We start from the raw sequence: 26,852 nt of genomic DNA on the forward strand, positions 1-26,852 counted from the left end.
GCCACTCAACTAAAATACCTAGCACCAACCCAAGCGGCTTTGCTGCGTTTTAGCACCAAAATCGCACAAATTTTCCCCTTCGAACCCCTTTCATAACGCAGACATTTTTTCCGATTTATTACAGATTATTTTTTTCTTGTGATGGACTAATTTGCTGCATGCAGCAATGTGTGCGCAAGGCGAACAGGTTGCTCCCCTTAACAGATAAAAAAGGAGACGCCCGTGCTTACCTTCTCCACTACCGCCCCGACGTCCCATCCCTCTCCCAGGGTTTCCATTTGCCTGCCAACCTGCAATCGGCCTGAGCTAATCGTCGAGTGCATTGATTCGTGCCTCGCGCAGACGTATGGCAATCTGGAAATCGTGATCGGCGACGATTCTAAAGACACTCGCACGCAGCAGTTGATGGCGACGCGCTATGCGAACGAGCCGCGCATCCGCTATGCAAAGAACCAGCCGCCGCTCGGCCAGGCGCACAATGTCGCGAGCCTGTTCGAGCGCGCACGCGGCGACAAGATTCTGCTGATTCACGACGACGATCTGCTCACCACCGACGGCATCGAGAAGCTCGTGTCGCTATGGGCGCTTCATCCGCAACTCGAGGTAGCATTCGCCGATCAATACGAGGCCGATCACAACGGCGCAATCGATTTCGACGCGAGCCTGCGCCTGAACACCGCGTTTCGCCGCACGAAGGACGCCGAAGGCTTGCAGCCTTTGCCGGGTAGAACCGGGCTGATCCAGATGTTCCCGAACAACGGCTGGATGGCCAACGCGGACCTTGTCAGGCGGATCGGCTACAAGGATCAGTACGGCATGTGCTGCGATTTCGTGTTCGGCACCGAACTCTGTCTCGCGGCCCGCGAGGTGTTTTATCTGCACGAATACGTGTCGGTGTATCGGAAGACGGCAACCTCGATCTCGCATAGCACGCGCGGCACGGCGGTTGCCGCGACCGTCAGTGCGTATGCGTTCGTCAAGGCGTTGAAACTGCCCCCGCAACTGGAGCCGTCACGTAAGCTGGCATTGCGCCGGCTCGCGCCGGTCGTCGTCTCGGTTCATGCGAAAAATCGCCACGCAGCGCTCGGGTTGAAGATCGCGTTCACGCATCTCTTCGCCTACAACTATGGTTTCAGCATGCGCCTCTATTACCACCTGCTCATGCTCTCACGCGCGGCGGTGAAGATGCGGCAGCACGCAGCGGTGACGGGTGTGGCCGCAGCAGCACCTGCTGTCGCCGTCGAGCCGCTGGCTGCCGTAACGGAGCGTGTGACGGAGCTCGTGACCGATCGATCCGAACTGATCTGACGCCGCGGTAGCCGAATAGGCAACCGAGCGGTCCTTCACCAGCGACACCCCTTGATTCACGAACGAAAGTTGGCGCGTTATCCGTCGCAACGCTGACGCAAGCGCGAGATGCAGCCGATCGCCGCGCATGGGCACCACATCGGCAGCGGCGCAGCACGTACCGAATCAGGAAATGCTCCTGTTATAAGCGCGTTTTCTGCTAAGCATCCGCTCATTAGCAAACGTGTATTTGTCGCTTGGTCTTGTGCGTGCGGCTGATTACGATGGACCTCGATCCGTCATCAGCCCCGAGGTGATTCGCCATGTCCGACAGTGCCTGTTTCAAGCCGCGTGTGATCGAGCCGGTTGTCGTCAATCAGCCGGAAGGATTGGGGCTTGGGGTGGAATTGTGGCTCGCGCATCCCGTCGATGGAATCGCGGGACGGGCCGTGCAGATCCATTTGCGCAGCGATGCGAAGATGGCGCAAGCCGAGGCGCTGCGCGATCTGCTGCATGTATTGGGCACGGAGATCGTGGTGGTTTGAGCAGGCGCCGTGCTCGCGGTGCTTGCCGATGCGATAAAAAAACGGCGGCCGGGTTGCCCCTGGCCGCCGTCCTCAAGCAGCGCTCACGCGCGCTGTTCGAGCGTATCGCTTACGCTCAGGGTTCGTGACGCAGATACCCTTCTTTCGACGGATCGCGCATGCGCAGCGATACGAGACCGGCGATCGCGCACAGCACGGTCACATACCAGTAGAACATCGACTCGTTGCCCACCGACTTCAGCCACAGCGCGACGTATTCCGCCGAACCGCCGAAGATCGCATTGGCCACCGCATACGACAAACCCACGCCGAGCGCGCGCACCTCCGGCGGGAACATTTCGGCTTTGATCAGGCCGCTGATCGACGTATAGAAACTGACGATCGCCAGCGCCACGACCACGAGGCCGAAGGCCGCATACGGGCTCGTCACGTCTTTCAAGGCGTGCAGCAGCGGCACGGTGCCGATGGTCGCGAAGAAGCCGAAGAACAGCATTGAACGACGACGGCCGATACGGTCCGACAAGGCGCCGAACGCCGGCTGCATGACCATATAGACAAACAGCGCCGCGGTCATCACGTTGCTGGCCGTCTTGGCGTGCATGCCGGCCGTGTTGACCAGGTACTTCTGCATGTACGTGGTGAACGTGTAGAAAATCAGCGAGCCGCCGGCCGTGAAGCCGAGCACCGTCGCGAATGCGCCCTTGTGCACCCACAAGCCACGCAGCGTGCCGGCTTCCTTGCGTTGACGCGTTTCAGCCGTGGTCGTTTCTTCGAGCGATTTACGCAGATACAACGCGACCAGCGCCGCCAATGCACCGATCACGAACGGCACGCGCCAACCCCACGCTTTCAGTTCTTCGGTGGAGAGGGTTTGTTGCAGTATCACCAGCACCAGCAGCGCGCACAACTGCCCGCCGATCAGCGTGACGTACTGGAACGACGCGAAGAAACCGCGGCGGCCCTTGAGCGCGACTTCACTCATATAGGTAGCGCTGGTGCCGTACTCGCCACCCACCGACAAGCCCTGGAACAGACGCGCGACCAGCAGCAGCGCCGGCGCCAGGGCGCCGATCTGCGCATACGTGGGGAGCAGCGCGATCACGAGCGAGCCGCCGCACATCATGAACACCGACACCATCATCGCGGTCTTGCGCCCACGCTTGTCGGCGAGCCGGCCGAAGAACCAGCCGCCGATCGGACGCATCAGGAAGCCCGCGGCGAAGACGCCGGCGGTATTGAGCAACTGCGTGGTGGTGTTGCCGTTCGGGAAGAAGGCCGGCGCGAAATACAGCGCGCAGAACGAATACACGTAGAAGTCGAACCACTCGACTAGATTGCCCGATGAAGCGCCAACGATCGCGAAAATGCGGCGCCGGGTGTCGTGTGCGTCGTGGACCGTGGCCACGGTTTGGTCGGTTAGGTCGGTCATGCTGTTTTCTTTCCTTGTCTTTAAACGGAGGAAGCGGTCGTGGCGCCGCCTTCACAACGCGTGCATCCAGGTGCCGCAGTGGCATCCGTAACGCGCGTGCCGCGAATTTTACAGAATGGCAAGAAAAAGTTGGGAGTTTGTTAGGGACTATCCGGCGAGACTGGTTGCGAGTTCGTCGAGCCCGGCTTCGTGAGCGTCGCGCATCAGCGCTTCGACCTCGGGCAAGGTGCGGCGAACGAGTGCGCGAGCCGACCGCGGAAGGTCGGCGCAGGCGTCTTCGATATCGCCGGTGCGATGTTCGCCGAGCATAGCCAGTAATACCGACGCCTGACGCACGTCCTTTTGCGACTTGACGAGCGTGTTCGTACGCAGGCGCGACACGAGTAGTTTATGGATTGCAAAACGGGCCGCGTCAGGTACGCGCACGGGCACGGCACCATGCCGTGACACCAGCGTTCCGGTCTGAGAGCGGCCCAGCAGATAGGCCAGATACGGCAAGCCCGTGGCATGCGTGTTGAGCTCGGCGACCTGCACCGTGGGAAACGAGTCGTCATGCGAGGGAACCAGCAAATCGACGTGAAAGCGCGACTTTCCTGCTTCTGTAAACGATGTGGATGCCTCACCGCGTTTCATGGCGGGGACTGGCACGAAGTTAATGCCGGTCTCTTTCAGCATTGCGAGCAGTCCGCCTTCGGGAACGTTGACGAGCGCGAGCTGATGCCGGCGCGCGATATCGATATCCTCGGTCTCGTATGAGACGGCCTTGATGCCAAGCGCGTTGAGAATCACGGCGTAGGCGTGCGAGCCGACCAACACGGCCCCGGCATCGAAAAGGCCGTAATTGTAAAGAACGCCGACGGTAGCGTAGGTCTCGTTGTCTGCCAGTTGGAAGCCCAGCTTGCCCAGGTCGCGGATTCGCGAAATGAGATCTTTGCTCAGATCGATGCGGTGCTGCACCTCTTCCACGCGGCGGTCCACCTCAGGATCGCCCTTTGGACCGCCAAGGCTCTCCTCCTGCCTCTTGCCTTCCGGCCCCATATATTGACGGGCGTAGTAGACGGCTTCGCCCCGTTTGTGCTCGATAATCGTTCCGGGCGCGCCCATCAGGACCCTATCCTGAGTGGCCGCTGCCTGTTCGATGTTGGCGAACTGGGAACAGTAGGCTTGTTCCTGCTGCTCGTAGAGAGGAAAAGGCGACATGAGATTTTTCAGTAATTTTTTATATTTTACTGAAAAACGTGAGTCCGCGTGTTTTTCAGTAGTTTTTCGAGAATTACTGAAAAACGGGCGCCGAGTCATCCACCAGACTTTGCACGAAAAAGGCCCCTGTTCGTCGTAGACAAACAGGGGCCTCTGACAACTCAACAACCAGCCTCCATGTGACAAGACCGAACGAACTCAAACCCTTATCGCCGGAGGCACATACTTACATTCATACCGCTTCCTCACCGTGCCGTTCTCATCGACGCTTTCCAGAAAGACGTCGAACTGCCACAAGCGCGCCATGTGCTTCAGCACTTCATCGCTATCGCCGGAGAGATGCCGGTTGTCGCTCATGAAATGCCGCAGCGTCAGACTCCGGTCGCCACGTGTATTCACCGCCCACACCTGAATATTCGGCTCCCGGTGATGCATGTCGTACTGCCGCGACAACGCCTGCCTCACGTACTGATACCCGCTGTCGTCATGAATCGCGGACACTTCGAGCGCATCGCGCATATCGTCATCGAGCACCGAGAATAGACGCATCTCGCGGATCAGATGCGGCGACAGATACTGCGCGACGAAACTCTCGTCCTTGAAGTTGCGCATCGCGTAGTGCATCGCCTGCAGCCAGGGGCTGCCCGCCAGTTCGGGGAACCACTTGCGGTCCTCCTCCGTCGGCGCCTCGCAGATCCGGCGAATGTCGCTCATCATCGAAAAACCGAGCGCGTACGGGTTGATGCCGCTGTAGTAAGGCTTCGTGACCGGCGGCTGGTAGACCACATTGCTGTGCGAATGGAGAAACTCCATCATGAAACCGTCTTCCAGCTTGCCCTGGGCGTACATCGTGTTGAGCAAGGTGTAGTGCCAGAACGTGGCCCAGCCCTCGTTCATGACCTGGGTTTGCCGCTGCGGATAGAAATACTGCCCGACCTTGCGCACGATGCGGATCACTTCCCGCTCCCACGGCTCGAGCAGCGGCGCGTTCTTCTCCGCGAAATACAGCAGGTTTTCCTGCGGCTCAGGCGGGTAACGTTCCTCGATTTCCTCCGGCAACGGTGTATGCCGGGTCGGCAAGGTGCGCCACAACTCGTTGACCTGCGATTGCAGATAAGCCTCACGTTCGCGGCGCGCCGCAAACTCCCTTTCCAGCGACAGTTTCTGCGGACGTTTATAACGGTCCACGCCGTAGTTCATCAACGCGTGGCACGAGTCGAGCAGTTCCTCCACCCGGTCGAGCCCGAAGCGCTCCTCGCACTCCGCGATGTAATTCTTCGCGTAGACGAGGTAATCGATGATCGCGTGCGCATCCGTCCACAGCTTGAACAGATAGTTGCCCTTGAAGAACGAGTTGTGCCCGTAGGCCGCGTGCGCGATGACGAGCGCCTGCATCGTCATCGTGTTCTCTTCCATCAGGTACGCGATGCAAGGGTTCGAATTGATGACAATCTCGTACGCCAGCCCCATCTGCCCGCGACGGTAGCTCTTTTCCGTAGAGAGAAAGTGTTTGCCGAACGACCAGTGACGGTAGTTCACCGGCATGCCGACGGACGCGTAAGCGTCCATCATCTGTTCGGCGCTGATCAGTTCGAGCTGGATCGGATACACGTCGAGTTCATATTGCTCTGCAACAAGAGCGATATGGGAGTCGTACTCTTCGATCAATTCGAAGGTCCAGTCGGACGGGCACGGCAAAGGCCGTCTATCGGCTACGTTCATACGGACTTCCCTTTGCCCCTCAGTGGGCGTTCCGGTGTGTCCCCGTGCTGCAGCGGCGTCGACTGCTCCGGCTGGGGCGGCCCCAGTATCGTCCGCCTTCGCCTTGGCATGCCCCGACTGTTGCTGCTGCGGCACGCCTTTCCCACGCTCCGGCTGATAGCCGCGCGCTTCGTTGTGCAGGTGCTTGGTCATGAAGACGCCACCTGCTTCTCAAACAATTCCCGAAACACCGGATAAATGTCAGCCGCGGTTTCGACCTTCTTCATTGCCATGTGCGGCTGGCTGAGCGCCAACTGGGCATATTCGAGCCACAGGTTCTGCTCTTCCGGCGTGACCTGGATATACGCAAAATAGCGCACCTTCTCCAGGATGTCATCCGAAAGTATCTTGCGGCACTTGGGCGAATCGTCGGTCCAATTGTCGCCGTCGGAAGCCTGAGCGCCGTAAATATTCCATTCAGTCGGCGAATAGCGCTCGTCCATCACCTTCTGCATCAGTTCCAGCGCGCTCGACACCACCGTGCCGCCGCTTTCCGTCGAATGAAAGAACGTGTCTTCGTCGACTTCTTCGGCGCGCGTATGGTGGCGGATGAACACCACCTCGATCTTCTCGTAGTTACGCTTGAGGAACAGATACAGCAGGATGAAGAAGCGCTTGGCGAGATCCTTGCGCTGCTCGTCCATGGAACCGGACACATCCATCAGACAGAACATGACCGCCTGGCTCGACGGCGTAGGCTGCTTCACGCGATTCACGTAGCGCAGATCGAACGGATCGATAAACGGAATGCGCCAGATGCGCCCGCGCAAATGGTGGATTTCCTCTTCGAGCAGTTTGATCTCTTCGCGACGGTCGGCCGGATCGGCCTTCATCACGTCGAGCTGCCGTTCCATCTCGTGCAACTGATTGACGAGCGGCGCACCGAGCGCAATCCGGCGGCCGAGCGCGCTGCGCAGCGAACGGACCACGTCGATATTGTTCGGCGTGCCTTCGGCCGCCCAGCCGGCGCGGATGCTTTTCCACGTAGGCACGGCCATCAGATGGGTTTTGACGAGACGCGGGAGTTCGAGGTCGTCGAAGAAATACTGCATGAATTCTTCGCGGCTCAGCTCGAACACGAAGTCGTCCTGACCTTCGCCTTCGTTGCTGGCCTGACTGCCCCCGCCTCCGCCGCCGCCACCTTGCGGGCGCTGGATCTTGTCGCCGCGGATGTAGTCGGAGTTGCCCGGATGCACCATTTCCCGCTTGCCGCCGGGACCATGCCGGAACGACGGCTCCGCGATGTCCTTGCGCGGAATCGTGATGCTCTGGGTGTTCTGGATATCTTTGATGCTGCGGTCGCGCACGGCTTCCGAAACGGCGCGACGAATGTAGTTCTTAACGCGTCGCAAAAAGCGCTCGCGATTTGCAATGCTCTTGTTCTTACCAGCTAACCTGCGGTCGATGATTTGATGAAGCACGCCCGGTCTCCAGCTGTAATTTCGGCTGCGCGAGACGCACGTCGCATAGGCATGTCTGCAAACGCAACGCTATGTCCATGCAACATGCGTCTCGCAAGGTGCCCGCGCGGTTGGGCCGCGCGGGCGGCACGCAGTGCGTATCATGACGACTTGCGCACGCGCAGATACCAGTCACACAGCAAGCGCACCTGCTTCGGCGTATAGCCCTTCGTCACCATCCGGTTGACGAAGTCTTCGTGCTTGCGTTGTTCTTCCGCCGAGCCCTTGGCGTTGAACGAGATCACCGGCAGCAGTTCTTCCGTGTTCGAGAACATCTTCTTTTCGATCACGACGCGCAGCTTCTCGTAGCTGATCCACGCGGGATTCTTCCCCGCATTCGCAGCACGCGCACGCAGCACGAAGTTCACAATCTCGTTGCGGAAGTCCTTCGGGTTGCTGATACCCGCGGGTTTCTCGATCTTCTCCAGTTCGGCGTTCAGCGCCGCGCGATCGAAACTCTCGCCGGTGTCGTGGTCGCGGAACTCCTGATCCTGAATCCAGAAGTCCGCATACGTCACGTAGCGATCGAAGATATTCTGACCGTACTCGGAATACGACTCCAGATACGCGGTCTGAATTTCCTTGCCGATGAACTCGGCATAGCGCGAAGCGAGCACGTCCTTGATGAACGACAGGTACTTCTGTTCGGTTTCCGGTGGGAACTGCTCGCGTTCGATCTGCTGCTCGAGCACATACATCAGGTGCACCGGATTCGCCGCGACTTCAGTCGAATCGAAGTTGAACACGCGCGAGAGGATCTTGAACGCGAAGCGGGTCGACACGCCGGTCATCCCTTCATCCACGCCCGCGAAATCGCGGTACTCCTGATACGACTTGGCCTTCGGATCGGTGTCCTTGAGATTCTCGCCGTCGTACACCTGCATCTTCGAGAACAGGCTGGAATTCTCCGGTTCCTGCAAGCGCGTGAGCACCGACATCTGCGCCATCATCTTCAACGTACCCGGCGCGCAGATCGCACTGGCCAGCGATGAATTGCGCAACAGCTTCTCGTAGATCTTGACCTCTTCGCCATAGCGCAGGCAGTACGGCACCTTCACGACGAAGATCCGGTCGAGCAGTGCTTCATTGTTGCGGTTGTTGCGGAACGCCTTCCATTCCGACTCGTTCGAGTGGGCGAGGATCACGCCGTCGAACGGGATCGCGCCGAAGCCTTCCGTACCCTTGAAGTTGCCTTCCTGAGTTGCGGTCAGGAGCGGGTGCAAGACCTTGATCGGCGCCTTGAACATTTCGACGAACTCGAGCAAGCCCTGATTCGCGAGGCACAGGCCACCGGAGTAGCTGTATGCGTCCGCATCGTCTTGTGCGTACTGTTCGAGCTTGCGGATGTCGACCTTGCCGACCAGCGACGAAATGTCCTGATTGTTTTCGTCACCCGGTTCGGTCTTGGCGATACCGATCTGACGAAGGATCGAGGGGTAGCGGCGCACCACGCGAAACTTGCGGATGTCGCCGTTGTATTCGTGGAGGCGCTTCACCGCCCACGGGCTCAGAATATTTTTCAGGTAGCGGCGTGGAATACCGTATTGCTCTTCGAGGATCGGACCGTCCTCGTCGTAATCGAACAGACCGAGCGGCGACTCGTTCACGGGCGAGCCCTTGATCGAGTAGAACGGCACGCGTTCCATGAGTTGCTTGAGACGTTCCGCGATCGACGATTTACCGCCGCCGACCGGTCCCAGCAGATACAGAATCTGTTTCTTTTCTTCGAGCCCCTGGGCCGAGTGCCGGAAGTAGGCGACCACCTGCTCGATCACCTCTTCCATTCCGTAGAACTCACGGAATGCGGGGTATACCTTGATGACCTTGTTCGCGAAGATGCGCGACATGCGCGGATCGTTGCGAGTGTCGATCTGTTCTGGTTCTCCGATTGCCGTCAACATGCGTTCGCCGGCCGTGGCGTACGCGGCGGGATTGTCTTTGCAGAGCGCGAGATACTCCTCGAGCGAGAGTTCGTCTTCTCGCGTTTTCTCGAAGCGGGTCGCGAAACTGCTGTAGATATCCATGCTACCTCCTCGCCGAAGTCTAGACCGATGTCGTGCGCGGCGCGCTATTCGGAAACGACATCGCTCGAATTCATCCTAAACCCTTTTAAATTTTTTTTCACGGACTACGTGATGAAAATCGTGCCGTGTTGGCCCCCCTACAATCCTCACTTGGAAACACAGATACGCTCACCTACAATCTTGCACTCGCATTGCAGCGCATACGCAACGACTGCCGGCTCACGTTGCTGCCCGTCCAACACCCTCTGCTCGCCGTGCTGTTCAGCACAGTTCGCATCCCCCTGTTACACGAATCGCCTCATTCATCGAACGATCTCGCTGCTGCACCGGACAGCCTGTCTGCACGCGCACACTTTGTCGCATCGAACGCGGACGTCATGCAAATTCGTGTGCCATGGTACTTTTTTATCAACGTGCGGCATCGCCGTTTGGTCTACAGCGCGAAGCATGGTGTTACATGTTCGTTCGCCGTGCTGACCAGAAGCGCTGTTCACGGGTGCATCGCCTGGAGGTTCGTCAACGCACTGGTGGATTTGTTCCATGCCGTTTGCCATGGCGTGCATGTGTATCGCCGCGCTTGCCGCTCACGCGGAGCCCCGGTATTAACCGTACCGGCGGCATGGTCGGCCGGACGTATAACTGGATGACGACCGCACAATGAGCCGATTCATAGGTGTATACGGCAAAGCGTCCCGCGCAGATGCGCCAAATGTAAAACGGCTGCCCGCGGGCAGCCGTTTGCTCGATGCTTCGTAATAGGCGGTAACACACCGGCAGTAGCTGGCGGGCCGTTACACGTGAGGTGCGGTACCCCGCGCCACGCTCAGGTCAGTTCAATCTCCACTTCCCCAAGACCGTCGATGTGCCCGCGCACAATGCCCGGTTTGTCCACATTGTGCGCACCGACGTACGAACCGGTGGTCAGCGTCCATTCCGGCTCGATGGTGATGCCCATGGCGGCGCAATGGTTGACGAACCACACCAGCAGTTCGCGCGGATCGCCGGCCGGGTTGCCGGTGGTGTCCGGCACCAGCGAGTCGCCGTCGAAGCTCAGTTCCAGTTCAGGCGACACGAAATCGAAGCCGCGGGCGAGGCCCGCATAGGCAACCGGATGGCCGGTGATCAACGCGCCGTTGTTCTGTGCGTCGGCCAGTTGCGCGAGCGGCGCGACATTGGGCCATTCGGCGAAGCGGCTATCCACGATCTCGATGGTCGGCAGCACGACACCCACCTTCGAGAGCACCTCGTCACGCGCATAAGCCCGGCCGCGCGGCTCGATTGCCTCGGCAAAGCGAAAGGCGATCTCCAGCTCCACCAGCACGCGGAAGAAGCCGGCATGGCCCACCCGGGCGGGCGACGGCACCACCAGCGAAGCCGGAATCGGCGCGCCCGAGGCGGCCCCGCCCGGCGCTCTGGCGCCGATCTTCCACGCTCCCGTCGCGTCGCCGAGACCTGCGATGACAGCCTGCTGGATCGCGTAGGCGGTTGCCGCGTCAGGCGGGAGGCTATCGAGCGGGGGCGCATCGATCGGGCGATGCTGCCGGCGGGCTTCGACGAGGCGGTGCGCGAGGTCGTATTGCGTCATGTCGGTCCTTTATGGCTGGCGCGTTGAGCGGTGGGCTGGCGCGTTGAACGGTGGACTGCCGCGCAGTGTTGCGACAGTTGGGAAAAGCGGGCTCACGGTCCGCGCGCTGACTGTCGGCAGCGGCGAGGTTACCGATACGAGCGGTAGTCGCGCCCGTCAATGTACCGGATCACGGCGCTCGCCAGGGTGCCGACCACGTTTATGAACGTCACTTAGTCCGCAGACCATGAAAAAAGACCGCGGTTGCATGTGCAATCGCGGTCTTTATCGTCATGCGGCCGATCCGCATCAACGTGGTTCTGTCTCATGCTGCATCGGGAACGAATGTTGCAGCACGGTGGCCGATCAGAAGGTTTCCCAGTCCTGATCGCTGCCGGAGCTTGCCACTGCCTTGGCGGGCGCCCTCGTCGGCGCGGCGGCAGCCGGCGTTGCGGCGGGTGCCGCCGGTGCCTTGGCGGCTGTAACGGGCTTCACAGCGGGTTTCACAGCGGGCTGCACAGCCGCTTGCGACGCGGAATGTGACACTTTGCGTGCCGCCGTCGAGCGAACCGGCGCGGCCGCGCGCTTCGGCGCCGCGCTCACCGGCGCCTTGTAGCCGCTTTCTTCGAGCTGGAACACCGCGACCGCGGTACGCAGCTTGCCGGCCTGATCTTCGAGCGAAGACGCCGCCGCGGCCGCTTCCTCGACCAGCGCGGCGTTCTGCTGCGTCACCTCGTCCATCTGGGTGACCGCGCGCGCCACCTGGTCGATACCGCTGCTTTGCTCTTCCGAGGCCGCCGCGATCTCGCCCATGATGTCGGTCACGCGCTGCACCGCACTGATGATCTCGGTCATGGTGCGGCCCGCTTCGTCGACCAGCGCCGAGCCGGACTGCACACGCTCCACCGAGGTGTCGATCAGCTCCTTGATCTCCTTGGCCGCCGCCGAAGAACGCTGCGCGAGGCTGCGCACTTCGCCCGCCACCACCGCGAATCCGCGCCCTTCTTCGCCGGCCCGCGCCGCCTCCACGGCCGCATTCAGGGCGAGGATGTTGGTCTGGAACGCAATCCCCTCGATGATCGAGATGATGTCGGCAATCTTCGCCGAACTCTGATTGATGTCGCCCATCGTGCCGACCACCTGGCCGACCACCGCACTGCCCTTGTTGGCAATCTCGGACGCATTGGCCGCCAGCGAGCTCGCCTGGCGAGCGTTGTCGGCGTTCTGCTTGACCGTGCCGGTCAGCTCTTCCATGCTCGACGCGGTTTCCTGCAGCGCCGAGGCCTGTTCTTCCGTACGCGAGGACAGGTCGATATTGCCGGCCGCGATCTGGCGCGTGGCCGTCGCGATCGACTCACTGCCGCTGCGCACCGTACGCACCGTTTCGGTGAGACTGCGCTGCATTTTGGCGATGCCTTCAAGCAACCGCCCCATTTCGTCGCGCGAGGTGACCACGACCGGGCGGCGCAGATCGCCGGCGGAGATCGCGTCGAAATGACCGAGGGCTGCGTCGAGCGGGCGGCCGATCGCGCGGCTGAGCGTCAGATAGGACAGCACAGCGGCGAGCACGCCGACCAGCAGAGCACCGGCGCTCACCATGCGGAATACTTCGAAGCTGCTTTGCGCGGAGTCGTAACCTTGTTTGGCGGAAACGAACTGGAACTTGCGCAGCGCGTCGTCCGAGTTGGCGAGTTCGTTGTAGGTCACCTGCAAGCGCTTGGCTGCGTCAACCACCTTGCTTTGGTCATTCGCCGCGATAACCGCCGCAAACGCGTCCAATTGCTGATGCAGCGCGTCGCGTTTGGCGATGACGTCCTGCGCGAGACGGTCTTCCTCAGCGTCGCGCGGCAGGTCCATATACTTTTTCCACCACGTGTCGGACGTCGCGCGCATTCCACGCGCACGCTCGAGCGCCGACGCCGCGTCCGGCGTGCCGATCATGAACGCCGCCCGGTCGAGCGCCAGCCGCTCGCGCGCCGCATACAGCTCGGCGTTGCCGATATCGACAGCGCTCGGCATGGCATTCGTGAAAGTGTCCTGATAAGCGTCGTTCGAACGGCTCATGCCGAACAAACCGAAAACGCCCATGGCCACCAGCAGCGCGGCGAGAAAAGCCATCGTGAGGCCAATCCGCGCCTTGATCGTGATGCCTTTGTTCAACATGCTTGTTCCTGGTCTTAGCAAATGAGAGGCTGCGTGCGCAGCGCGAAATCGCGTGTGGCGTCTGCCTGTATGGCGCTGATTTGAAGCCGCGCTCTAATAGTCAGGTTTACGGCATTCCCTTTGCGGACTTGAAGGTTTTATATGGTATGAAGAAAACCGTTGTAAGCAATTGGAAGAATTTACAAACCGATGACAGGCGCCGCCTGCGCAGAGGTTTCGCAGCGTTTCTGCCAGCCAGAGAAGTGAATTCCGACGGCCCGGAAGGCCAGGATCGGATAGGTGGGAGGTGTAAGGCAGGGGTGTGAATGGAGCGCCCGAGCGGAGCGCCCGGCTTGCGGGACACAATGACGCGCTTAAGCACCGGCGCAAAGCCTTCACGCCTGGCTGTATGGCCGATTTTCCCGCACGATCGGCAGTGCAAAAACAGCACGAAAGACCGGGTGCGATGCCTTCCGGCTCGCGCCCGGCAGAGCAGCGCGCGCTATCAGGCCGCCAGATCGCGCCGGGCCACGCCGGCCCATGTCGCGGTGGATTCGCGCACGATCAGGCGCGGCGACACGACACGCCGGCGGCCCGGCGCGCGCGGAGGACTGCCCGTCGAGGTCCCGGCGATGCGTTCGATCAACGTCTGCGCGGCCATGTCGCCGAGCGCGCGGACCGACTGCCCCACGGTCGAGAGCGCCGGATAGGTGAATCGTCCCAGTTCGATATCGTCGAAACCGATGATCGAGCAATCGCGCGGCACGCTGATATTGCGCTCCGCCGCAGCGCGCAACGCGCCGATGCCCATCATGTCGTTGCCGGCAAAAATCGCCGACGGGTTCACGGTATCGAACAGCTGTCCAGCCGCGCGATGGCCGCCTGTTCCCGAAAAATCGCTTTCGACAATCGCACCGGCCGGAATCTCGATGCCGCGCTCCGTCATGGCGCGGATAAAACCATGCAAGCGCATGGCGCTCACCGCCGTCTTCACTGGCCCGGTGATGCAGCCGATCCGCACATGCCCCAGTTCGAGCAGATGACGCGTTGCGAGGTAGCCGCCCTTCTCGTGGTCGATCTGCACGAGATCCGCGTTGATGCCTTCGATATTGCGGTCCACGACGACCAGCGGTTCGTGGGAGTCGGCGAGCGTCTGCGCCAGCACCGCGTCATCGCCCGCGGAGGCGACGATCAGTCCGTCGATACGTTTTTCCTGCAGCACGCGCAGATAGTTACGCTGCTTGGCCGGATCGTCGTCGGAATTGCAGAAGAACAGGCAGTAGCCGTTGCGCGAGCAACCATCCTCGATACCGCGCGCCATCTCGGCGAAATACGGATTCGTGCTGTTCGGCACCACCAGACCGATCGTCGCCGTCGCGCGCGCCTTGAGCGAGCGTGCCACCGCCGACGGCACATAGTGAAGCTGACGGATCGCGTGCTCGACCTTCGCGCGCACGTCGGCCGACACCGGCCGCGAGTTGTTCACCACGTGCGATACCGTCGTGAACGACACGCCTGCCACGGCCGCTACATCCTTGATCGTCGCCATAACCTGTTGCTCTCCTGCCTGTTGTTCCCGCCGGCCACGCCACCTGGCAACCTACCGGACATCTTCATCGAAGACAGACCAAACCCATGAATACTTACGCTTTACAGCAATTTCTGCACTTCCCGCTTCAACTGCTCCCGATCGGCCGGTGAGCGTGCTGGCCGGCTTGCCGCTTACCAACCAGCGGCGCGGACGGGTCGGCGGGCGGCGTGGCCGCTGCCCCGTCCTGACGCGCCTCCGGCTTGCCACCCGATGCTTCACGCACCGATTGACCGGTCATGACAGACTCCCTGCTTCATGGATGTCGGGCGCTTACCTCTGGATTTAACGGCGGCGCAGCAGGTTTCTTGAGCGTTTGTTGAATTGGTACGGATTCTTGCGTTTTTCCATGCATTCAGCATGAAACGGAGTGGGTGCGAACCCGCGTGCGTCGGTGTGCGCGGTGTGCGTCGGTGTGTCGCGGTGCTTCCTGCGGTGCATCTCGCAGTCCGCATTTCGGCACTAACCGCGTGACGCTTACTTCGTCACCAGGTCGCACGGCGTTTCCACCACGCCGGACAACTGCGACTGCTTCCTGTGTTCGCTGATCGCCTTAAGCGCGGTGTCGATGCCGAACACGGCCTGCTTGGCGGCGTACTGGTCGGCGGTGGCAAGGACGCGGCCGTCCTTGAGCATCGGCCTGATTGCGTTGATGTTGTCGTAGCCGACCACCAGCACCTTGCCCTGCTTGCCTGCCGCGCGCACCGCCGAGACCGCGCCGATCGCCATGTTGTCGTTGCCGGCGAGGAGCGCCTTCAGGTTCGGATACTCATTGAGCATGGCCGACGCCACCGCGTTGCCCTTGTCGATTTCCCATTCGCCCGATTGCACTGACACGACCTTGGCGCCGACGGTCTGCATGGCGTCCTTGAAGCCCGCGGTGCGCTGTTGCGCGTTGGTGGTGGTCGACACGCCTTCGATGATGCCGACTTCATCGCCCGCCTTCAGCTTTTTGGCCAGGTAATTGCCGACCTTCTGCGCGCCCTTGCGGTTATCCGGACCGACGAACGGCACGTTCAGGTCTTTCGACTTGAGCACGTCCGGGTCGAGCCGGTTATCGATGTTCACGACGATGATGCCCGCATCGACCGCCTTCTTGACGACCGGCACCAGCGCCTTCGAGTCGGCCGGAGCCAGCACGATCGCGTCGACCTTCGAGACGATCATCTGTTCGACGATCCGGATCTGGTTCGCGGTATCAGTCTCGTCCTTGATGCCGTTGATGATCAGGTCGAACTGGGAGGCATTGTGTTTCTGGTAGTCCTTCGCACCGTTTTCCATGGTCAGGAAGAACTCGTTCGCGAGCGACTTCATCACCAGCGCGACCTTCGGCTTATGGGCGGGCGTGCTTTGCGCGTAAGCGGCGGAAAACGGCAAAGCGGCGGTGACGGTGACGAGAACGGCGGCCGCCAGCATGCGGCGGCGAATACGATGGCTCATGCATCTCTCCGGGTTTATCGGGCTCGCACTCGATCGGACTCGCGGTCGATCGGACTCGCGGGCGAGCCGTATTTTTAGTTCTTCGCAAACCGTTTTTCGCAAACCGCTTTTCGCAAACGTTTGCGAGGCCTATTCTCAGCGCGCCCGGTTCGGACTGTCAACGATTCGCGGTATTGCGGTGCACCGGTACGCGCAAAGTGCGTCGATGCTGGACTTTTATCGCGTACGGTGCAAGCGGGATCAGCGCGGCGCGACGGGTTACCGGTGTCTCAAAGCCAGCCGGACTTACGGAAGCGCCAGAACAGGACCAGATCCACGGTCAGCATCACGGCAATACAGACAGGATAACCATACTTGTAATGCAACTCGGGAATGCTCTGGAAGTTCATCCCGTAGATGCCGGCGATCATGGTCGGCACCGCGAACAACGCGGCGAACGAGCCGAGCCGCTTGGTCACCTCGTTTTCGGCAAGCGAGATCATCCCCAGATTGACCTGCACCGCGGTCACCACCATTTCGCGCCGGCCGTCGATGATTTTGACGATCCGCTCGAGGTGGTCGTAGACGTCGCGGAAATAGGCTTGCATACCTTCGCAGATGCTCGGAATGCGGCCGCCCGTCAATTTGCCGATCGCTTCCTGCAAGGGTGAAATGTGGTGCTGCAAGATCACGAGACGGCGTTTCAACGAGTACAGATCCTCGATAATCACCCGTGACGCCGCCGAATTATTGCGCTCGAAAATGCGGTCTTCGAGTGCTTCGATCTCGGCGTTCATCGCCTCGACGATCGGGAAATAACGATCGACGATGTCGTCGGCCAGCGCGTACAGCACGAACGCCGAGCCTTCCTTGAGCAATTGCGGCTCGCGTTCGCAACGGGCGCGAACGTTCTGGAAGCCGGCGCGCGTGCCGCGGCGCACCGACAGCACATAGTTGTGCCCCACGAACACGTCGACCTCGCCGATCAGCAGTTCGCCGTCTTCATCCATTTCCACGGTATGCATCACGGCGAACAGCGACTCGCCGTACTCTTCGATTTTCGGACGCTGATGCCCGTTTTGCGCATCCTCGATCGCGAGCTCGTGCAGGCCGAACTCGTGTTGCATCACGGCCAGTTCATCCGGCTCCGGGTCTTTCAGCGCGACCCAGACGAAGCATTCGGGCCGCGCCACGTAGTCGCTGATGCTATCGATATCGATGTCAGCCAGCTTCCGGCCGTCCTGATAGGCGGCGCAATTGATCAGCATTTTGGATTTCCTTGAAAACGGAACAGACCGGCCGGCTTCGCGACGTGCGCAGGCCCGGTGGCCGATCTGCATGAACGAATACGCGCTAGCCGCCATGTTAAAGGCTAGACGTGAACGTACTGTATCCAATTGTCAAAGAGCTTGGGCACGGCAGTGGCGGTGGCCGTTGCGGCCGCGGGCACAGTTCGACACGGGCCGCCGCAGTGCGGCGTTGTCAGTCGCGGCCCTGCGCTATTGGGCAACCCTGCGCAAAGCGATGCGGTGATCCTGGTCGAAGGTGACCGACGCGCGGTTCGTATAGCGCGTATCGGCCGTGACCGTGAAGCGCATTTCCACAACCGGATCGAATTGCGTCGAAACACCGACGCGATGCACGCCCGGGCTCAGATAGAAGACCACATGTTCGCCGTTCATCAGATCGGTGACCTGCTCGCCGTCGATATACACCAGGGCGTCGCGGAACCGGACGATAAGGTCGCGAGAGCGTTCGCGCCGCACGTCCACGGCAACCAGTCCGGTGCCGGGCTGCGTGTAGCCGGGCTGGACGATGCGCGCTTGCGGCACCTCCTTGAACGGGACGGGTTCGGCAGGGGTCGAGGCGCAACCGGCGAGCGACGCGATAGCCAGCGCAAGCAGCGCGGCTTTGCAGTGAAAGTGCTGACGCATCGGCATGCTGGGTCTCCCGTATTGTGGGTGGTGCTGCTCTTGTTATAGGCGCATTGCGCCATCCTGGCCGAACGGCCGACCCTCTACACGCGCTCTTGCACCGAACCGCGTTCTTCTTCATGATCGCTGCAAAGTGCTGCGCTGTGGGCGCCGCACGCTGCGGATTTACCCTCGGACCCGCTGCATGCTACCTTTGTCTGTCAGCATGTTTGCTTCTCTCTACCGGCCATGCGCAACGCTTCACCGCCTGCCTCGCCGGACATACGATCAAGGAGACTGCAATGTGGTATTTCACCTGGATTCTCGGCATCGGCGTGGCATTGGGCTTCGGCATCATCAATGTGATGTGGCTGGAGGCCGGCGGCAAATTCGCGCGCGACCCGCAGCACGCCGGCACCGCGCCCGCCGCGCCCGAGGACACGTCTTCGTGACCCATCTGGTTTTCTTCTGTGGTCATGCCGGTACCGGCAAGACCACTCTGGCAAAGAAGCTGATCGGCCCGCTCATGCGGGCGAGCGCAACGCCCTTCTGCCTGCTCGACAAAGATACGCTGTTCGGCGGCTACAGCGCGGCCGCCATGGGCATGCTGACCGGCGATCCGAACGACCGCGACAGCCCGCTTTTCCTGCAGCACCTGCGCGACCCCGAGTATCGCGGCCTGCTCGACACCGCCCGCGACAATCTCGAACTCGGCATCAGCGCGCTGGTAGTCGGACCGCTGTCGCGCGAGGTGCGCGAGCGGCGCCTCTTCGATCGCGCCTGGCTGGGCATCGGCACGGACGTGGCGCTGCGGGTGGTGTGGATCCACACGTCTGAAGAGACGGCGCATCAGCGTATCGCCGAGCGCGGCAATCCGAACGACGCCTACAAGCTCGCGCATTGGGACGAGTACCGGCAGCGCCGCTTCGTGCCGAGCGGCGAGATTTGCAAAGATCTGGTGATGTTCGACAACACCGCGCCGAGCCGCGCAGACTATGAAGCGTTGCTCGCACACCTCGTAGGCGAACCGCATGGGTCGTCGGCGATGCCGCCGGTGCCTGTGTAGCGCCACTGTACTTGCCTTCATTGCCGCATGTGAAAACGCAATGTCGGCGCGTCATGACTGAATTTCTGCACGCTGATCGTCAACAGGATTGCACCCCGTTTGACGCCGCCGTTATCCGCATGGATCAATTGCGCTCGCTGGCGGGGTTGTTGAGTCTGGAGGAAGTCTCTGAGCAATTCTCCGAACTCTCAACGCTTGCCCAGATTCTCATCTTTGCCCTGTTCAAGGATGGTCTAGCAGACATACGCGCAGCGCCGACGCAGACGGCTGTATGAATAACCTGCTGCGTGATACCGCAAGTGATTGAATCTTCCCCCAAAAGAGAGAGCGACGGACACACGCCACAGTCCGCGCGCCGCCCTCCAAAACCTGTAGGGCGGCAGCGAAGATATCGCCCGTGCCTTGGTCGAAAATACTGCCGCACTCGCTGCAGCGCAATCTGACAGCCGGAAAGATGGCACGAAGGCCGACCCCGCAACGGTAGTTTTTTCGTTTCTGCGAGGAAGCGCGTTAGTCAAAACGATTAACAATCCTCAGAAAATAAATCAGACGTGTCCGATTGATACTGACTTCTCCTTCTCCTTCGCGTTAGCGTGGCGTGGCGTGGGCGATTCGCACCCATTTATCAGGAGAAGGAGCAATGAGTAACGATCAACACGAGGAAGCGCTGACCTCCGCGCCGGAAGGTTCCTGTCTGAGTAGTGGCGACGCGATCACGCAAACACTACAGGACGGCCACGGCATATCGGTTCGCCACGGCGAACTCATTCCATGCCTGTTTGATCCGGCCTATATGCCGCGCCTGAGCATTGACGCGAACAGAGGGCCGAACCATGCGTAAGGCAGCCGTACGGAACGGTGATCCAACGACAACGGGTGGGTATGTCATTGGCACTTCAACCCGCATTAACGATAAGGCAAAAAAGGTTGCCCTGAATGACGATCACGCTACCTGTGGAAACTGCAAGGGAACCCACAGGATATTTGGAACCGGCAAGGGAATATCCGACAAGGGGCGCAACGTAGTTGTTGACGGTGATTCGGTACTCTGTCCGTGCGGAAAGAACCGGGTAATCGTCGGTAGCAATCCGGGATACTTTCTCAATTCGGACCACGGTTCGGCAGGTGCGAGCAGCAAGGCAAGCGCGGCCCAATCCACTTCAGCAACATGTGCATCGGTCATGACCTATGACGACCGGTTCATCCTGCGAGATGCCGTTGGCCGCCCGCTTGCAAACACCGCGTATGCGCTGCGACGGGAAACCGGTGGATTTGAATACGGCGAAACAGACGCGAAAGGACACACACATTTGCTGTCGTCAGTTGCCGCCGCCGAGAACATAAACGTTTATCTTGCAGGATAACCATGTCAGAGCAGACTCACGTCTCCCCGGACGGGGTGAAATACCGTTTGATAGCATCCAAAACAACGACGCCGACAAAAAACGCTTCGGCAAAAGAAATCATTGTAGATTCCACCACCATAGAAGTCGTTATTAGCGACTCCCGGCTCTTCAGTGTGGGCTCACAGTGGGGACATGTCGCCATAGATATTGACGGAATCGTCTATAGTCGCGCTCATGAAGAATACGTAAAAATAGATAAACACACCTATTTTTATGGTGGCGTCGTCAATTTAACCAACGGGTCAATACGAACCGGCGGAAATTTGTGGCGCGACAATGTGGGCTTGGTGCTCAGAGTATCTCCAGCCGAAAAGGAGAAGGTAAAGCGCGAGCTAGAGCGACGTATCAATGTAGATCGAGCGTTCAAGCGGGCACATCCGAGTGAAAGTACGTACAGTCTATTTGACAATAGTTGCTCGTCGAATGTGGCCGACGTACTAGAAACTATTGGTATTCTGGCTCATGACCCACGCTGGCTCCCCACGCCGGTAGCGCCGGCGGAGCTAGATGCCGTGCTAGAGAAATCGAAGCGTCTCTCAAAAAAGAACTATTATCCGAAGCAGGCTAACCATTGAAGAAGCGCTATTTCACCCTTGCCCTTGTTCAGTTGCTTTTGATTTTCATGGCTGGCTGGCTAAGGCGAGCTTCGTGGAGGGAAATTGATTTTGCTGGCGGGGCGTGGCCTCTGAGCATGCAGCTTTCGTTTTACTGTTTGGCAGGGTGGCTGGTAACGATTTCTATAGCAATGTGGTTTGCTGTAGTTGACAGGGCGAGTAGAACGATGCTCGTCCTGTTCCTGATTCTTCTCGTGCCCTCGATTGAATTCTTTTTGTGGTTTGCGCTGAGCTTTTGATAACCATCCTTTTGCAGCCGCCCGCGTCGCAATCCTCGCGCCCAAAGCTGCATACGAACCGTTACAGTAATCTGCCCGGACACCTTGGAAACGGGCAATAAGCTGAATTTCCCTGCACTTCACGGCGCGATTAAAGGCACGCCCAGCCGAGGCTTTACCCCGATTAGGCGGTAATGCTGTTTAGTTAAGGTCCTTCTTCCAGAAAGGAACGGTATAACGGTGAGGTCGGAAGTTGACGACCCGGTCGCATGCGCAGCCGGGTCGTTTCTCGTTGGGGCGCGACTTGAGACGCTCACGCAGGCGCTCCAGACAGGTAGGCATTTCGCATAGGCCGGCGTTATCGCGGCTCACATCATTTCGTACTGGATCTGCAGGGCGCGCACGACCATCGCGCCGAAAAGTTAACATCCCGGCGCACCGTCTACAACCTATTCCTGTTCCGCAAATGAAAATGCCGTTCAGTGTTAACTGAACGGCATTAGCCGCATTGCGGGGCGTTCATCAGACGGCCTTCTACGAGGCTTTTTTCATTGAACGCGGCAGTCCTTGCCGCGTCGTCGCACGGCCCTCGGATTTGAGCCTCAACGCGACAGTCGCGGCTTACACCGTTGCCATCGCATCCAGCGACTGCCCTTCGTACAGCTGGCCAAAGCGGTTCGCGAGGAAGTCGCGCAGCGACACCTGTTCCTGACGCACGAAGCCGCTTTGCGGCAGCTTCTGCTCACGGAACAGATCGAGCACCGCGCACATCGCGCCGGCGGTGGTGATCTGGATCGCGCTCATCGGCACGCCGCACACCGTCTTCGCGAAGATCTTGCGGGTGAACACTTCCTGCACCAGTTGACCGTCGCGCATGCCGGACACGGTGATGAACACCAGCACGACGTCTTGCGCGGTCGAGGGCACTGAACGGCGCATGATGGATTTGAGCGTGTCGCGGTCGCTCGAAAGACGCAGGTCTTCCAGCAGGAACTGCATCAGGTTGCGGTGACCCGGATAGCGCACCGACTTGTAGTCGAGCGATTCGACCCGGCCCGCCAGCGTTTCGCATAGCGTACCCAGCCCGCCGGAAGTATTGAAGGCTTCGTATTCGGTACCGTCGAGCGAGAAGTGTTCGAGGCCTTCGAGCGGCTGCACCCACTGCGTGCGGCTGTCGCGGATCGCTTCGCACGGCTGGCAGTATTCGTTGATCAGGCCGTCCACGCTCCACGTCAGGTTGTACTTCAGCGCGTTGGTCGGGAACTCCGGCAGCGCGCCGACACGCATCTTGACGTCGCGGATTTCGGTGAAACGATTCGCCAGTTCATGCGCGGCGATACCGATGAAGCCCGGTGCCAGACCGCACTGCGGCATGAAAGCGTGATCCGCGGAGTCCGCGATTGCACGAATCGCGCTGGTGGCGCGCACGTCTTCGGTCAGGTCGAAATAATGAACGCCCGCGCCCTTGGCCGCCGTGGCCACGTTCACCGCCAGGTAATACGGCAGCGCGTTGATGAGCGTGTCGAAGCCCTGAATGGCGGCGCGCAGCGCGGCGGCATCGGCGGAATCGACGCGGCGGGTCGGGATGCCCTGGGCGGCGAGCTTATCGAGCGCATGCTGATCGCGGTCGAACGCGACGACGTCGTAGTCGCCTGTTTCGCGCAACATATGGGCGATAGTGTGACCGATCAAACCTGCGCCAACGATGGCTACTTTCATGAGCTTCTCCTAGTTATCTGTGAGCTGTCTCCAGCTTGGGAAGTGCGCGGCGCTTAGGCGCTGCGCCCGGCGGGCTGAACCCTTGAGACACAGTTTAGGGAGAAGCAAAAACAGTTCATACGCGCATAATGCTGCGCTATGACCACGAAATTCGACGTTATGACGACTCAATCAGTCGATATGTCGAAAACTTGTCAAAACCGCGTAAAAATCAGGCAGCGAGATCACACCATGCCGCGGTCGATCTTGCGCGCGAGAATGATCGACGTCGTGGTTCGTTCAACGCCTTCCAGTCCGCCGATCTCGTCGAGCAGATCGTTGAGACGGTCGGGCGAATCGGCACGCAGCCACGCCACATAGTCGAACTCCCCACTCACCGCGCATAGCAGTTGCACCTCGGGCATCTTGCCAAGACGCTTCTGAACGGTCGGCCCGTGCCGGGGCGCGATGATGATGCCGACGTACGCCTGGATGCTCGAGTCGAGCACGTCCTGGCCAAGCCGCACGCTATAGCCGCCGATCACGTTGCTGCGCTCGAGCCTTGCAATCCGGGCGATCACGGTGGTGCGCGCCACGTCTAGCTGACGCGCGAGATTGGCGACGCTCTCACGCGCGTTGGCTTGCAGCAGCGCAACGAGGTTGCGGTCGAGGTCGTCGAGTTGGTCCAGGCGCGGAGGTCTCATCGGGGGCAGGAAGTTGGTCAGCAGTGGAGAGGATTATCGCGTGTCTTGGGCATCGGGCGGCAGGCAGAGGAACCCCGAAGGATCACACCCCGAACCGCTCGATCACGAAATCGATGAAGCTGGTGAGCTTCGGCGTGGCGCGGCGGTCGCGCGGGTAGACCAGATGCACGGGCGCGCCCTCGGGTAAAAAGTCTTCCAGTACCGAGACCAGTTCGCCGCTGGCGATCTCTCTCGCCAGCAGTGCTTCGGGCTGCAGCACCAGCCCGAAGCCGCGCAATGCGGCAACCTTGAGCGCCTGGCCGTTGTTCGCCCGGAACCGTCCGGCGCGCAACTGGTTTTCGTTCGCGGTCTCGCCGCCTAGCCGCCACAATCCCTCGCGCCCCCAATGCAGAAAGCCCAGGCATTCGTGCTGCATGAGATCGGCCGGGGTGCGCGGTGTGCCGGCGCGTTCCAGATAGGCCGGCGACGCGCATGCGCGCATCCGGTAAGGTTTCAACGGCCGCGCGACGAAACCGGAATCCGGCAAGTGGCCGATTCGCACCGACGCATCGAAGCCCTCCTCCACCAGGTCGATCACGCGATTCGACAGATCCAGTTCGAGGCTCACGTCCGGCCATGCGTTCAGGTAGTCGGTCATCGCCGGAGCAAAGACTTCGACGCCGTACGTCAGCGGCACGGTCACTTTCAGCACGCCGCGCGGCGCGGCTGCCATTGCCTCGGCGAGAGACTCCGCTTCCTTCACGTCCGCCAGAATGCGTCTGCACTGCTCGTAATAGTGCCGGCCGATTTCTGTCAGGCTCTGACGGCGCGTGGTGCGCGTCAGGAGCCGCGTCGCGAGCCGGGTTTCGAGCGAGCGGATGTGCTTGCCCACCATCGCGGACGAAATGTCAAATCGCTCGGCTGCCGCAGTGAGACTGCCCGCTTCGACCACCGCGACGAAGATTTCCATGCTGACGAATTTGTCCACCCGCTATTTCCTGTTCGTTTCGGTTGTAAGCGTTTGTCGCACCGCAGCCGCATTGTAGAGATATCGTGATACAAATAGCGTCGACGGCGAAGTGGGCATCCAGCCACCTTGCTTCGGTATGCCGACGCGCGTTGGGCCGCTCGCCATGCTCGCCTTGTCACAATTCGAATAGACATCAGGAGTTTCGATGAAAAAAGCACTCGTAATGCTGGCCACTGCAGTCGCCATGAGCGGCGCGTTCGCACAAACTTCCGCTCCGGCATCGGCACCGATGAACGCATCGGCGCCCGGCACATCGGCTTCGGCACCCGCCGCAAAAGCTGGCCACGAGCGCAATGTCGAAGACCGCATCGCCTACCTGCACACGCAACTGAAGATCACGCCGGCGCAGGAATCGCAGTGGAACGCGTTCGCCGATGTGATGCGCAACAACGGCCAGACAATGGGGCAGTTGTTCCAGCAGCGCAAAGCCGATACGAACCTGTCGGCGCTCGACGACATGAAGCAATACGCAACGATCGCGCAAGCGCATGCTGACGGCGTGAAGAAACTGGTCGACGCGTTCGATCCGCTGTACAACGGCTTCTCGCCGGAACAGAAGAAGCTGGCCGACGTGACCTTCCGTCAGGGCGGACCTGAAGGCGGCCATCGTCACCACGGCAAGGGCGGCGCCAAGAAGGCGCCGGAGAACGATGGGACTGTGAAGCCGTAATAGGCTGATCGGGTGGTTGATCGCGCGCGGCACGGACTTCTGCGCTGCGCGCCCGGTTCTTTTGCCGTTGGTGGCTTGCTGGCCTGGTGGCCAGGTGATGGCGAGCGCGGAATGCAAACCCGGCCTGTCCGCCGCCTTCCTCGCCAACGTCAAAAAAAGCCAGTCGTCAAATGCATCTGGCATGATTGCGAGTATGTGGCGTCGAGACGCAAAGTCCCGGCGCGGCTGTCACTCTCCCTACACCCACTCGCTTCATGACCGAACTCAAAAATCTCGATCTGAGTAAAGATGCCGACGCCCAACGCGTTGTAAAAAACGAAACCGTGAGCGTTGAATTCGCTGCTGCCGAAGGCGAACTGATGAGCCTTGAAGGCCCGAATCGCTATGCCCGCGACGACGCGCTGATCACGGGTTCAACGGGCGACCGCTGGGTCGTCTCGCGCGAACGCTTCGACGCCAAATACCTGCCGGAAGACAGCGCCCTCGCCCATGGCGATCCGGGCGCATACCGCAACCGGCCGGCCGTCGTGCTCGCCAAACAGATGAATGAAGCATTCTCGCTGGCCCGCTCAGCGAGTGGCGGCGACGTGCTGCACGGTGCGGCTGGCGACTGGATCATGCAATACGCGCCCGGCGATTACGGCGTGGTGCAGGCGGCACGCTTCGCGAAGGTCTACCGGCTCGCCGATTGACTTAAGCAAACTCGTCGCCGAGATCCACTGTCACGTCGCGCGGCACGGCCTCGCCGTTCGCATACTGCTCTTCGAGCGAGCCGATGCTCGCTTCGACATACGCCCGCAGCACCGCGAAACTGCGGCCACGCAGCCGTGCCGGCAGCGCGCGATAACGCGCCAATGCCGTCGGCGCAATCACCACGGTCATCACGATACGGCGCGCAGCCGCACCGAAACGCATGGCAACCCAGTGAATTGCCAGGGTCGGCGTGCCGTCTTCGCCCGCACGCTGGATGAACTGTGTCTGCTCGGGAAACAGATCGCTGATGACGCGCGCCAATTCCTCGAACTCGGGATTCGCGCAGTCGTATTGGTAACTTTCCATGAAGTGTGCCGAAAAGGTGAGCCTGAGCGGTGTACCGAAAGGGTACGCCGAAAGTTAGAGAATCGCGGAGGGTCTG

27 protein-coding genes are annotated in these 26,852 nt (G+C 60.4%); 11 read left to right on the forward strand and 16 right to left on the reverse strand.

The annotated features are described in order from the left end of the window. Positions 1-222: 222 nt before the first annotated feature. Positions 223-1,308 carry a glycosyltransferase family 2 protein gene (locus tag KHO23_RS21410; RefSeq protein WP_211613238.1) on the forward strand — a complete coding sequence of 362 codons (1,086 nt, stop codon included), beginning with the start codon at positions 223-225 and terminating at the stop codon, positions 1,306-1,308. A 302-nt stretch (positions 1,309-1,610) separates the two neighbouring features. Next, a complete protein-coding gene (locus tag KHO23_RS21415) occupies positions 1,611-1,832 on the forward strand; it encodes a hypothetical protein (protein WP_211613239.1) in 222 nt (73 codons plus the stop codon). A 115-nt stretch (positions 1,833-1,947) separates the two neighbouring features. On the opposite strand, the gene KHO23_RS21420 is transcribed toward KHO23_RS21415, so the two are convergent. The 12 genes from KHO23_RS21420 to KHO23_RS21475 all read right to left on the reverse strand — a co-directional run bounded on the left by KHO23_RS21420 (position 1,948) and on the right by KHO23_RS21475 (position 18,359). Beyond that, positions 1,948-3,261: an MFS family transporter gene (locus tag KHO23_RS21420; RefSeq protein ID WP_211613240.1), complete on the reverse strand. Its 1,314-nt coding sequence runs from the start codon at positions 3,259-3,261 to the stop codon at positions 1,948-1,950. Positions 3,262-3,408: 147 nt separating this feature from the next. Next, on the reverse strand, positions 3,409-4,560 hold the full coding sequence (locus tag KHO23_RS21425; RefSeq protein ID WP_236066944.1) for a GSU2403 family nucleotidyltransferase fold protein: 1,152 nt from the start codon (positions 4,558-4,560) through the stop codon (positions 3,409-3,411). Positions 4,561-4,659: 99 nt separating this feature from the next. Beyond that, positions 4,660-6,375, reverse strand: a complete 1,716-nt coding sequence (locus tag KHO23_RS21430; RefSeq protein WP_211613241.1) for a SpoVR family protein — start codon at positions 6,373-6,375, stop codon at positions 4,660-4,662. After that, positions 6,372-7,643 carry a YeaH/YhbH family protein gene (locus tag KHO23_RS21435; RefSeq protein WP_211613242.1) on the reverse strand — a complete coding sequence of 424 codons (1,272 nt, stop codon included), beginning with the start codon at positions 7,641-7,643 and terminating at the stop codon, positions 6,372-6,374. Before KHO23_RS21435 ends, KHO23_RS21430 begins: the two co-directional genes overlap by 4 nt. Before the next feature lie 140 nt (positions 7,644-7,783). Beyond that, positions 7,784-9,706, reverse strand: a complete 1,923-nt coding sequence (locus KHO23_RS21440; RefSeq protein WP_054039598.1) for a PrkA family serine protein kinase — start codon at positions 9,704-9,706, stop codon at positions 7,784-7,786. Positions 9,707-10,529: 823 nt separating this feature from the next. Further along, positions 10,530-11,291 (reverse strand): 2-keto-4-pentenoate hydratase, encoded by a 762-nt coding sequence (locus tag KHO23_RS21445; protein WP_211613243.1) that lies wholly within the window; start codon positions 11,289-11,291, stop codon positions 10,530-10,532. A 345-nt stretch (positions 11,292-11,636) separates the two neighbouring features. Continuing rightward, positions 11,637-13,433, reverse strand: a complete 1,797-nt coding sequence (locus KHO23_RS21450; protein WP_211613244.1) for a methyl-accepting chemotaxis protein — start codon at positions 13,431-13,433, stop codon at positions 11,637-11,639. Positions 13,434-13,917: 484 nt separating this feature from the next. Further along, a complete protein-coding gene (locus tag KHO23_RS21455) occupies positions 13,918-14,961 on the reverse strand; it encodes a LacI family DNA-binding transcriptional regulator (protein ID WP_211613245.1) in 1,044 nt (347 codons plus the stop codon). A 127-nt stretch (positions 14,962-15,088) separates the two neighbouring features. Then, on the reverse strand, positions 15,089-15,241 hold the full coding sequence (locus tag KHO23_RS21460) for a hypothetical protein (protein WP_211613246.1): 153 nt from the start codon (positions 15,239-15,241) through the stop codon (positions 15,089-15,091). 236 nt (positions 15,242-15,477) lie between these two features. Further along, positions 15,478-16,440, reverse strand: coding sequence for a sugar ABC transporter substrate-binding protein (locus KHO23_RS21465; protein WP_211613247.1), 963 nt, complete (start codon positions 16,438-16,440; stop codon positions 15,478-15,480). Between the two features lie 269 nt (positions 16,441-16,709). Further along, entirely contained in the window at positions 16,710-17,687 is a 978-nt protein-coding gene (gene corA, locus KHO23_RS21470; RefSeq protein ID WP_211613248.1) for a magnesium/cobalt transporter CorA, read from the reverse strand. Between the two features lie 231 nt (positions 17,688-17,918). After that, a complete protein-coding gene (locus tag KHO23_RS21475) occupies positions 17,919-18,359 on the reverse strand; it encodes a hypothetical protein (RefSeq protein ID WP_211613249.1) in 441 nt (146 codons plus the stop codon). Positions 18,360-18,634: 275 nt separating this feature from the next. On the opposite strand from KHO23_RS21475, the gene cydX reads away from it, so the two are divergent. The 7 genes from cydX to KHO23_RS21510 all read left to right on the forward strand — a co-directional run bounded on the left by cydX (position 18,635) and on the right by KHO23_RS21510 (position 21,657). Continuing rightward, positions 18,635-18,784 (forward strand): cytochrome bd-I oxidase subunit CydX, encoded by a 150-nt coding sequence (cydX, locus tag KHO23_RS21480; protein ID WP_211613250.1) that lies wholly within the window; start codon positions 18,635-18,637, stop codon positions 18,782-18,784. Beyond that, positions 18,781-19,398, forward strand: a complete 618-nt coding sequence (locus tag KHO23_RS21485) for an AAA family ATPase (protein WP_211613251.1) — start codon at positions 18,781-18,783, stop codon at positions 19,396-19,398. Before cydX ends, KHO23_RS21485 begins: the two co-directional genes overlap by 4 nt. 53 nt (positions 19,399-19,451) lie before the next feature. Continuing rightward, on the forward strand, positions 19,452-19,673 hold the full coding sequence (locus tag KHO23_RS21490; RefSeq protein WP_211613252.1) for a hypothetical protein: 222 nt from the start codon (positions 19,452-19,454) through the stop codon (positions 19,671-19,673). 365 nt (positions 19,674-20,038) lie between these two features. Next, positions 20,039-20,239: a hypothetical protein gene (locus KHO23_RS21495; RefSeq protein ID WP_211613253.1), complete on the forward strand. Its 201-nt coding sequence runs from the start codon at positions 20,039-20,041 to the stop codon at positions 20,237-20,239. After that, positions 20,232-20,762 carry a PAAR domain-containing protein gene (locus KHO23_RS35125; protein ID WP_236066945.1) on the forward strand — a complete coding sequence of 177 codons (531 nt, stop codon included), beginning with the start codon at positions 20,232-20,234 and terminating at the stop codon, positions 20,760-20,762. Before KHO23_RS21495 ends, KHO23_RS35125 begins: the two co-directional genes overlap by 8 nt. Positions 20,763-20,764: 2 nt before the next feature. Continuing rightward, positions 20,765-21,379 carry a hypothetical protein gene (locus KHO23_RS21505; RefSeq protein ID WP_211613254.1) on the forward strand — a complete coding sequence of 205 codons (615 nt, stop codon included), beginning with the start codon at positions 20,765-20,767 and terminating at the stop codon, positions 21,377-21,379. Beyond that, positions 21,376-21,657: a hypothetical protein gene (locus KHO23_RS21510; RefSeq protein ID WP_211613255.1), complete on the forward strand. Its 282-nt coding sequence runs from the start codon at positions 21,376-21,378 to the stop codon at positions 21,655-21,657. Before KHO23_RS21505 ends, KHO23_RS21510 begins: the two co-directional genes overlap by 4 nt. A gap of 600 nt (positions 21,658-22,257) precedes the next feature. On the opposite strand, the gene KHO23_RS21515 is transcribed toward KHO23_RS21510, so the two are convergent. The 3 genes from KHO23_RS21515 to KHO23_RS21525 all read right to left on the reverse strand — a co-directional run bounded on the left by KHO23_RS21515 (position 22,258) and on the right by KHO23_RS21525 (position 25,005). Further along, on the reverse strand, positions 22,258-23,355 hold the full coding sequence (locus KHO23_RS21515) for a saccharopine dehydrogenase family protein (protein ID WP_211613256.1): 1,098 nt from the start codon (positions 23,353-23,355) through the stop codon (positions 22,258-22,260). A 224-nt stretch (positions 23,356-23,579) separates the two neighbouring features. After that, entirely contained in the window at positions 23,580-24,038 is a 459-nt protein-coding gene (locus KHO23_RS21520; RefSeq protein ID WP_211613257.1) for an Lrp/AsnC family transcriptional regulator, read from the reverse strand. 82 nt (positions 24,039-24,120) lie between these two features. Then, positions 24,121-25,005, reverse strand: a complete 885-nt coding sequence (locus tag KHO23_RS21525) for a LysR family transcriptional regulator (protein WP_211613258.1) — start codon at positions 25,003-25,005, stop codon at positions 24,121-24,123. A gap of 187 nt (positions 25,006-25,192) precedes the next feature. On the opposite strand from KHO23_RS21525, the gene KHO23_RS21530 reads away from it, so the two are divergent. Next, positions 25,193-25,717: a Spy/CpxP family protein refolding chaperone gene (locus KHO23_RS21530; RefSeq protein WP_211613259.1), complete on the forward strand. Its 525-nt coding sequence runs from the start codon at positions 25,193-25,195 to the stop codon at positions 25,715-25,717. A gap of 254 nt (positions 25,718-25,971) precedes the next feature. Then, on the forward strand, positions 25,972-26,409 hold the full coding sequence (locus KHO23_RS21535; protein ID WP_211613260.1) for a PGDYG domain-containing protein: 438 nt from the start codon (positions 25,972-25,974) through the stop codon (positions 26,407-26,409). 1 nt (position 26,410) lies between these two features. On the opposite strand, the gene KHO23_RS21540 is transcribed toward KHO23_RS21535, so the two are convergent. Beyond that, positions 26,411-26,776: a DUF3022 domain-containing protein gene (locus KHO23_RS21540; protein WP_211613261.1), complete on the reverse strand. Its 366-nt coding sequence runs from the start codon at positions 26,774-26,776 to the stop codon at positions 26,411-26,413. Positions 26,777-26,852 lie beyond the last annotated feature (76 nt).

Source organism: Paraburkholderia haematera, assembly GCF_905220975.1.
Lineage (GTDB): Bacteria > Pseudomonadota > Gammaproteobacteria > Burkholderiales > Burkholderiaceae > Paraburkholderia > Paraburkholderia haematera.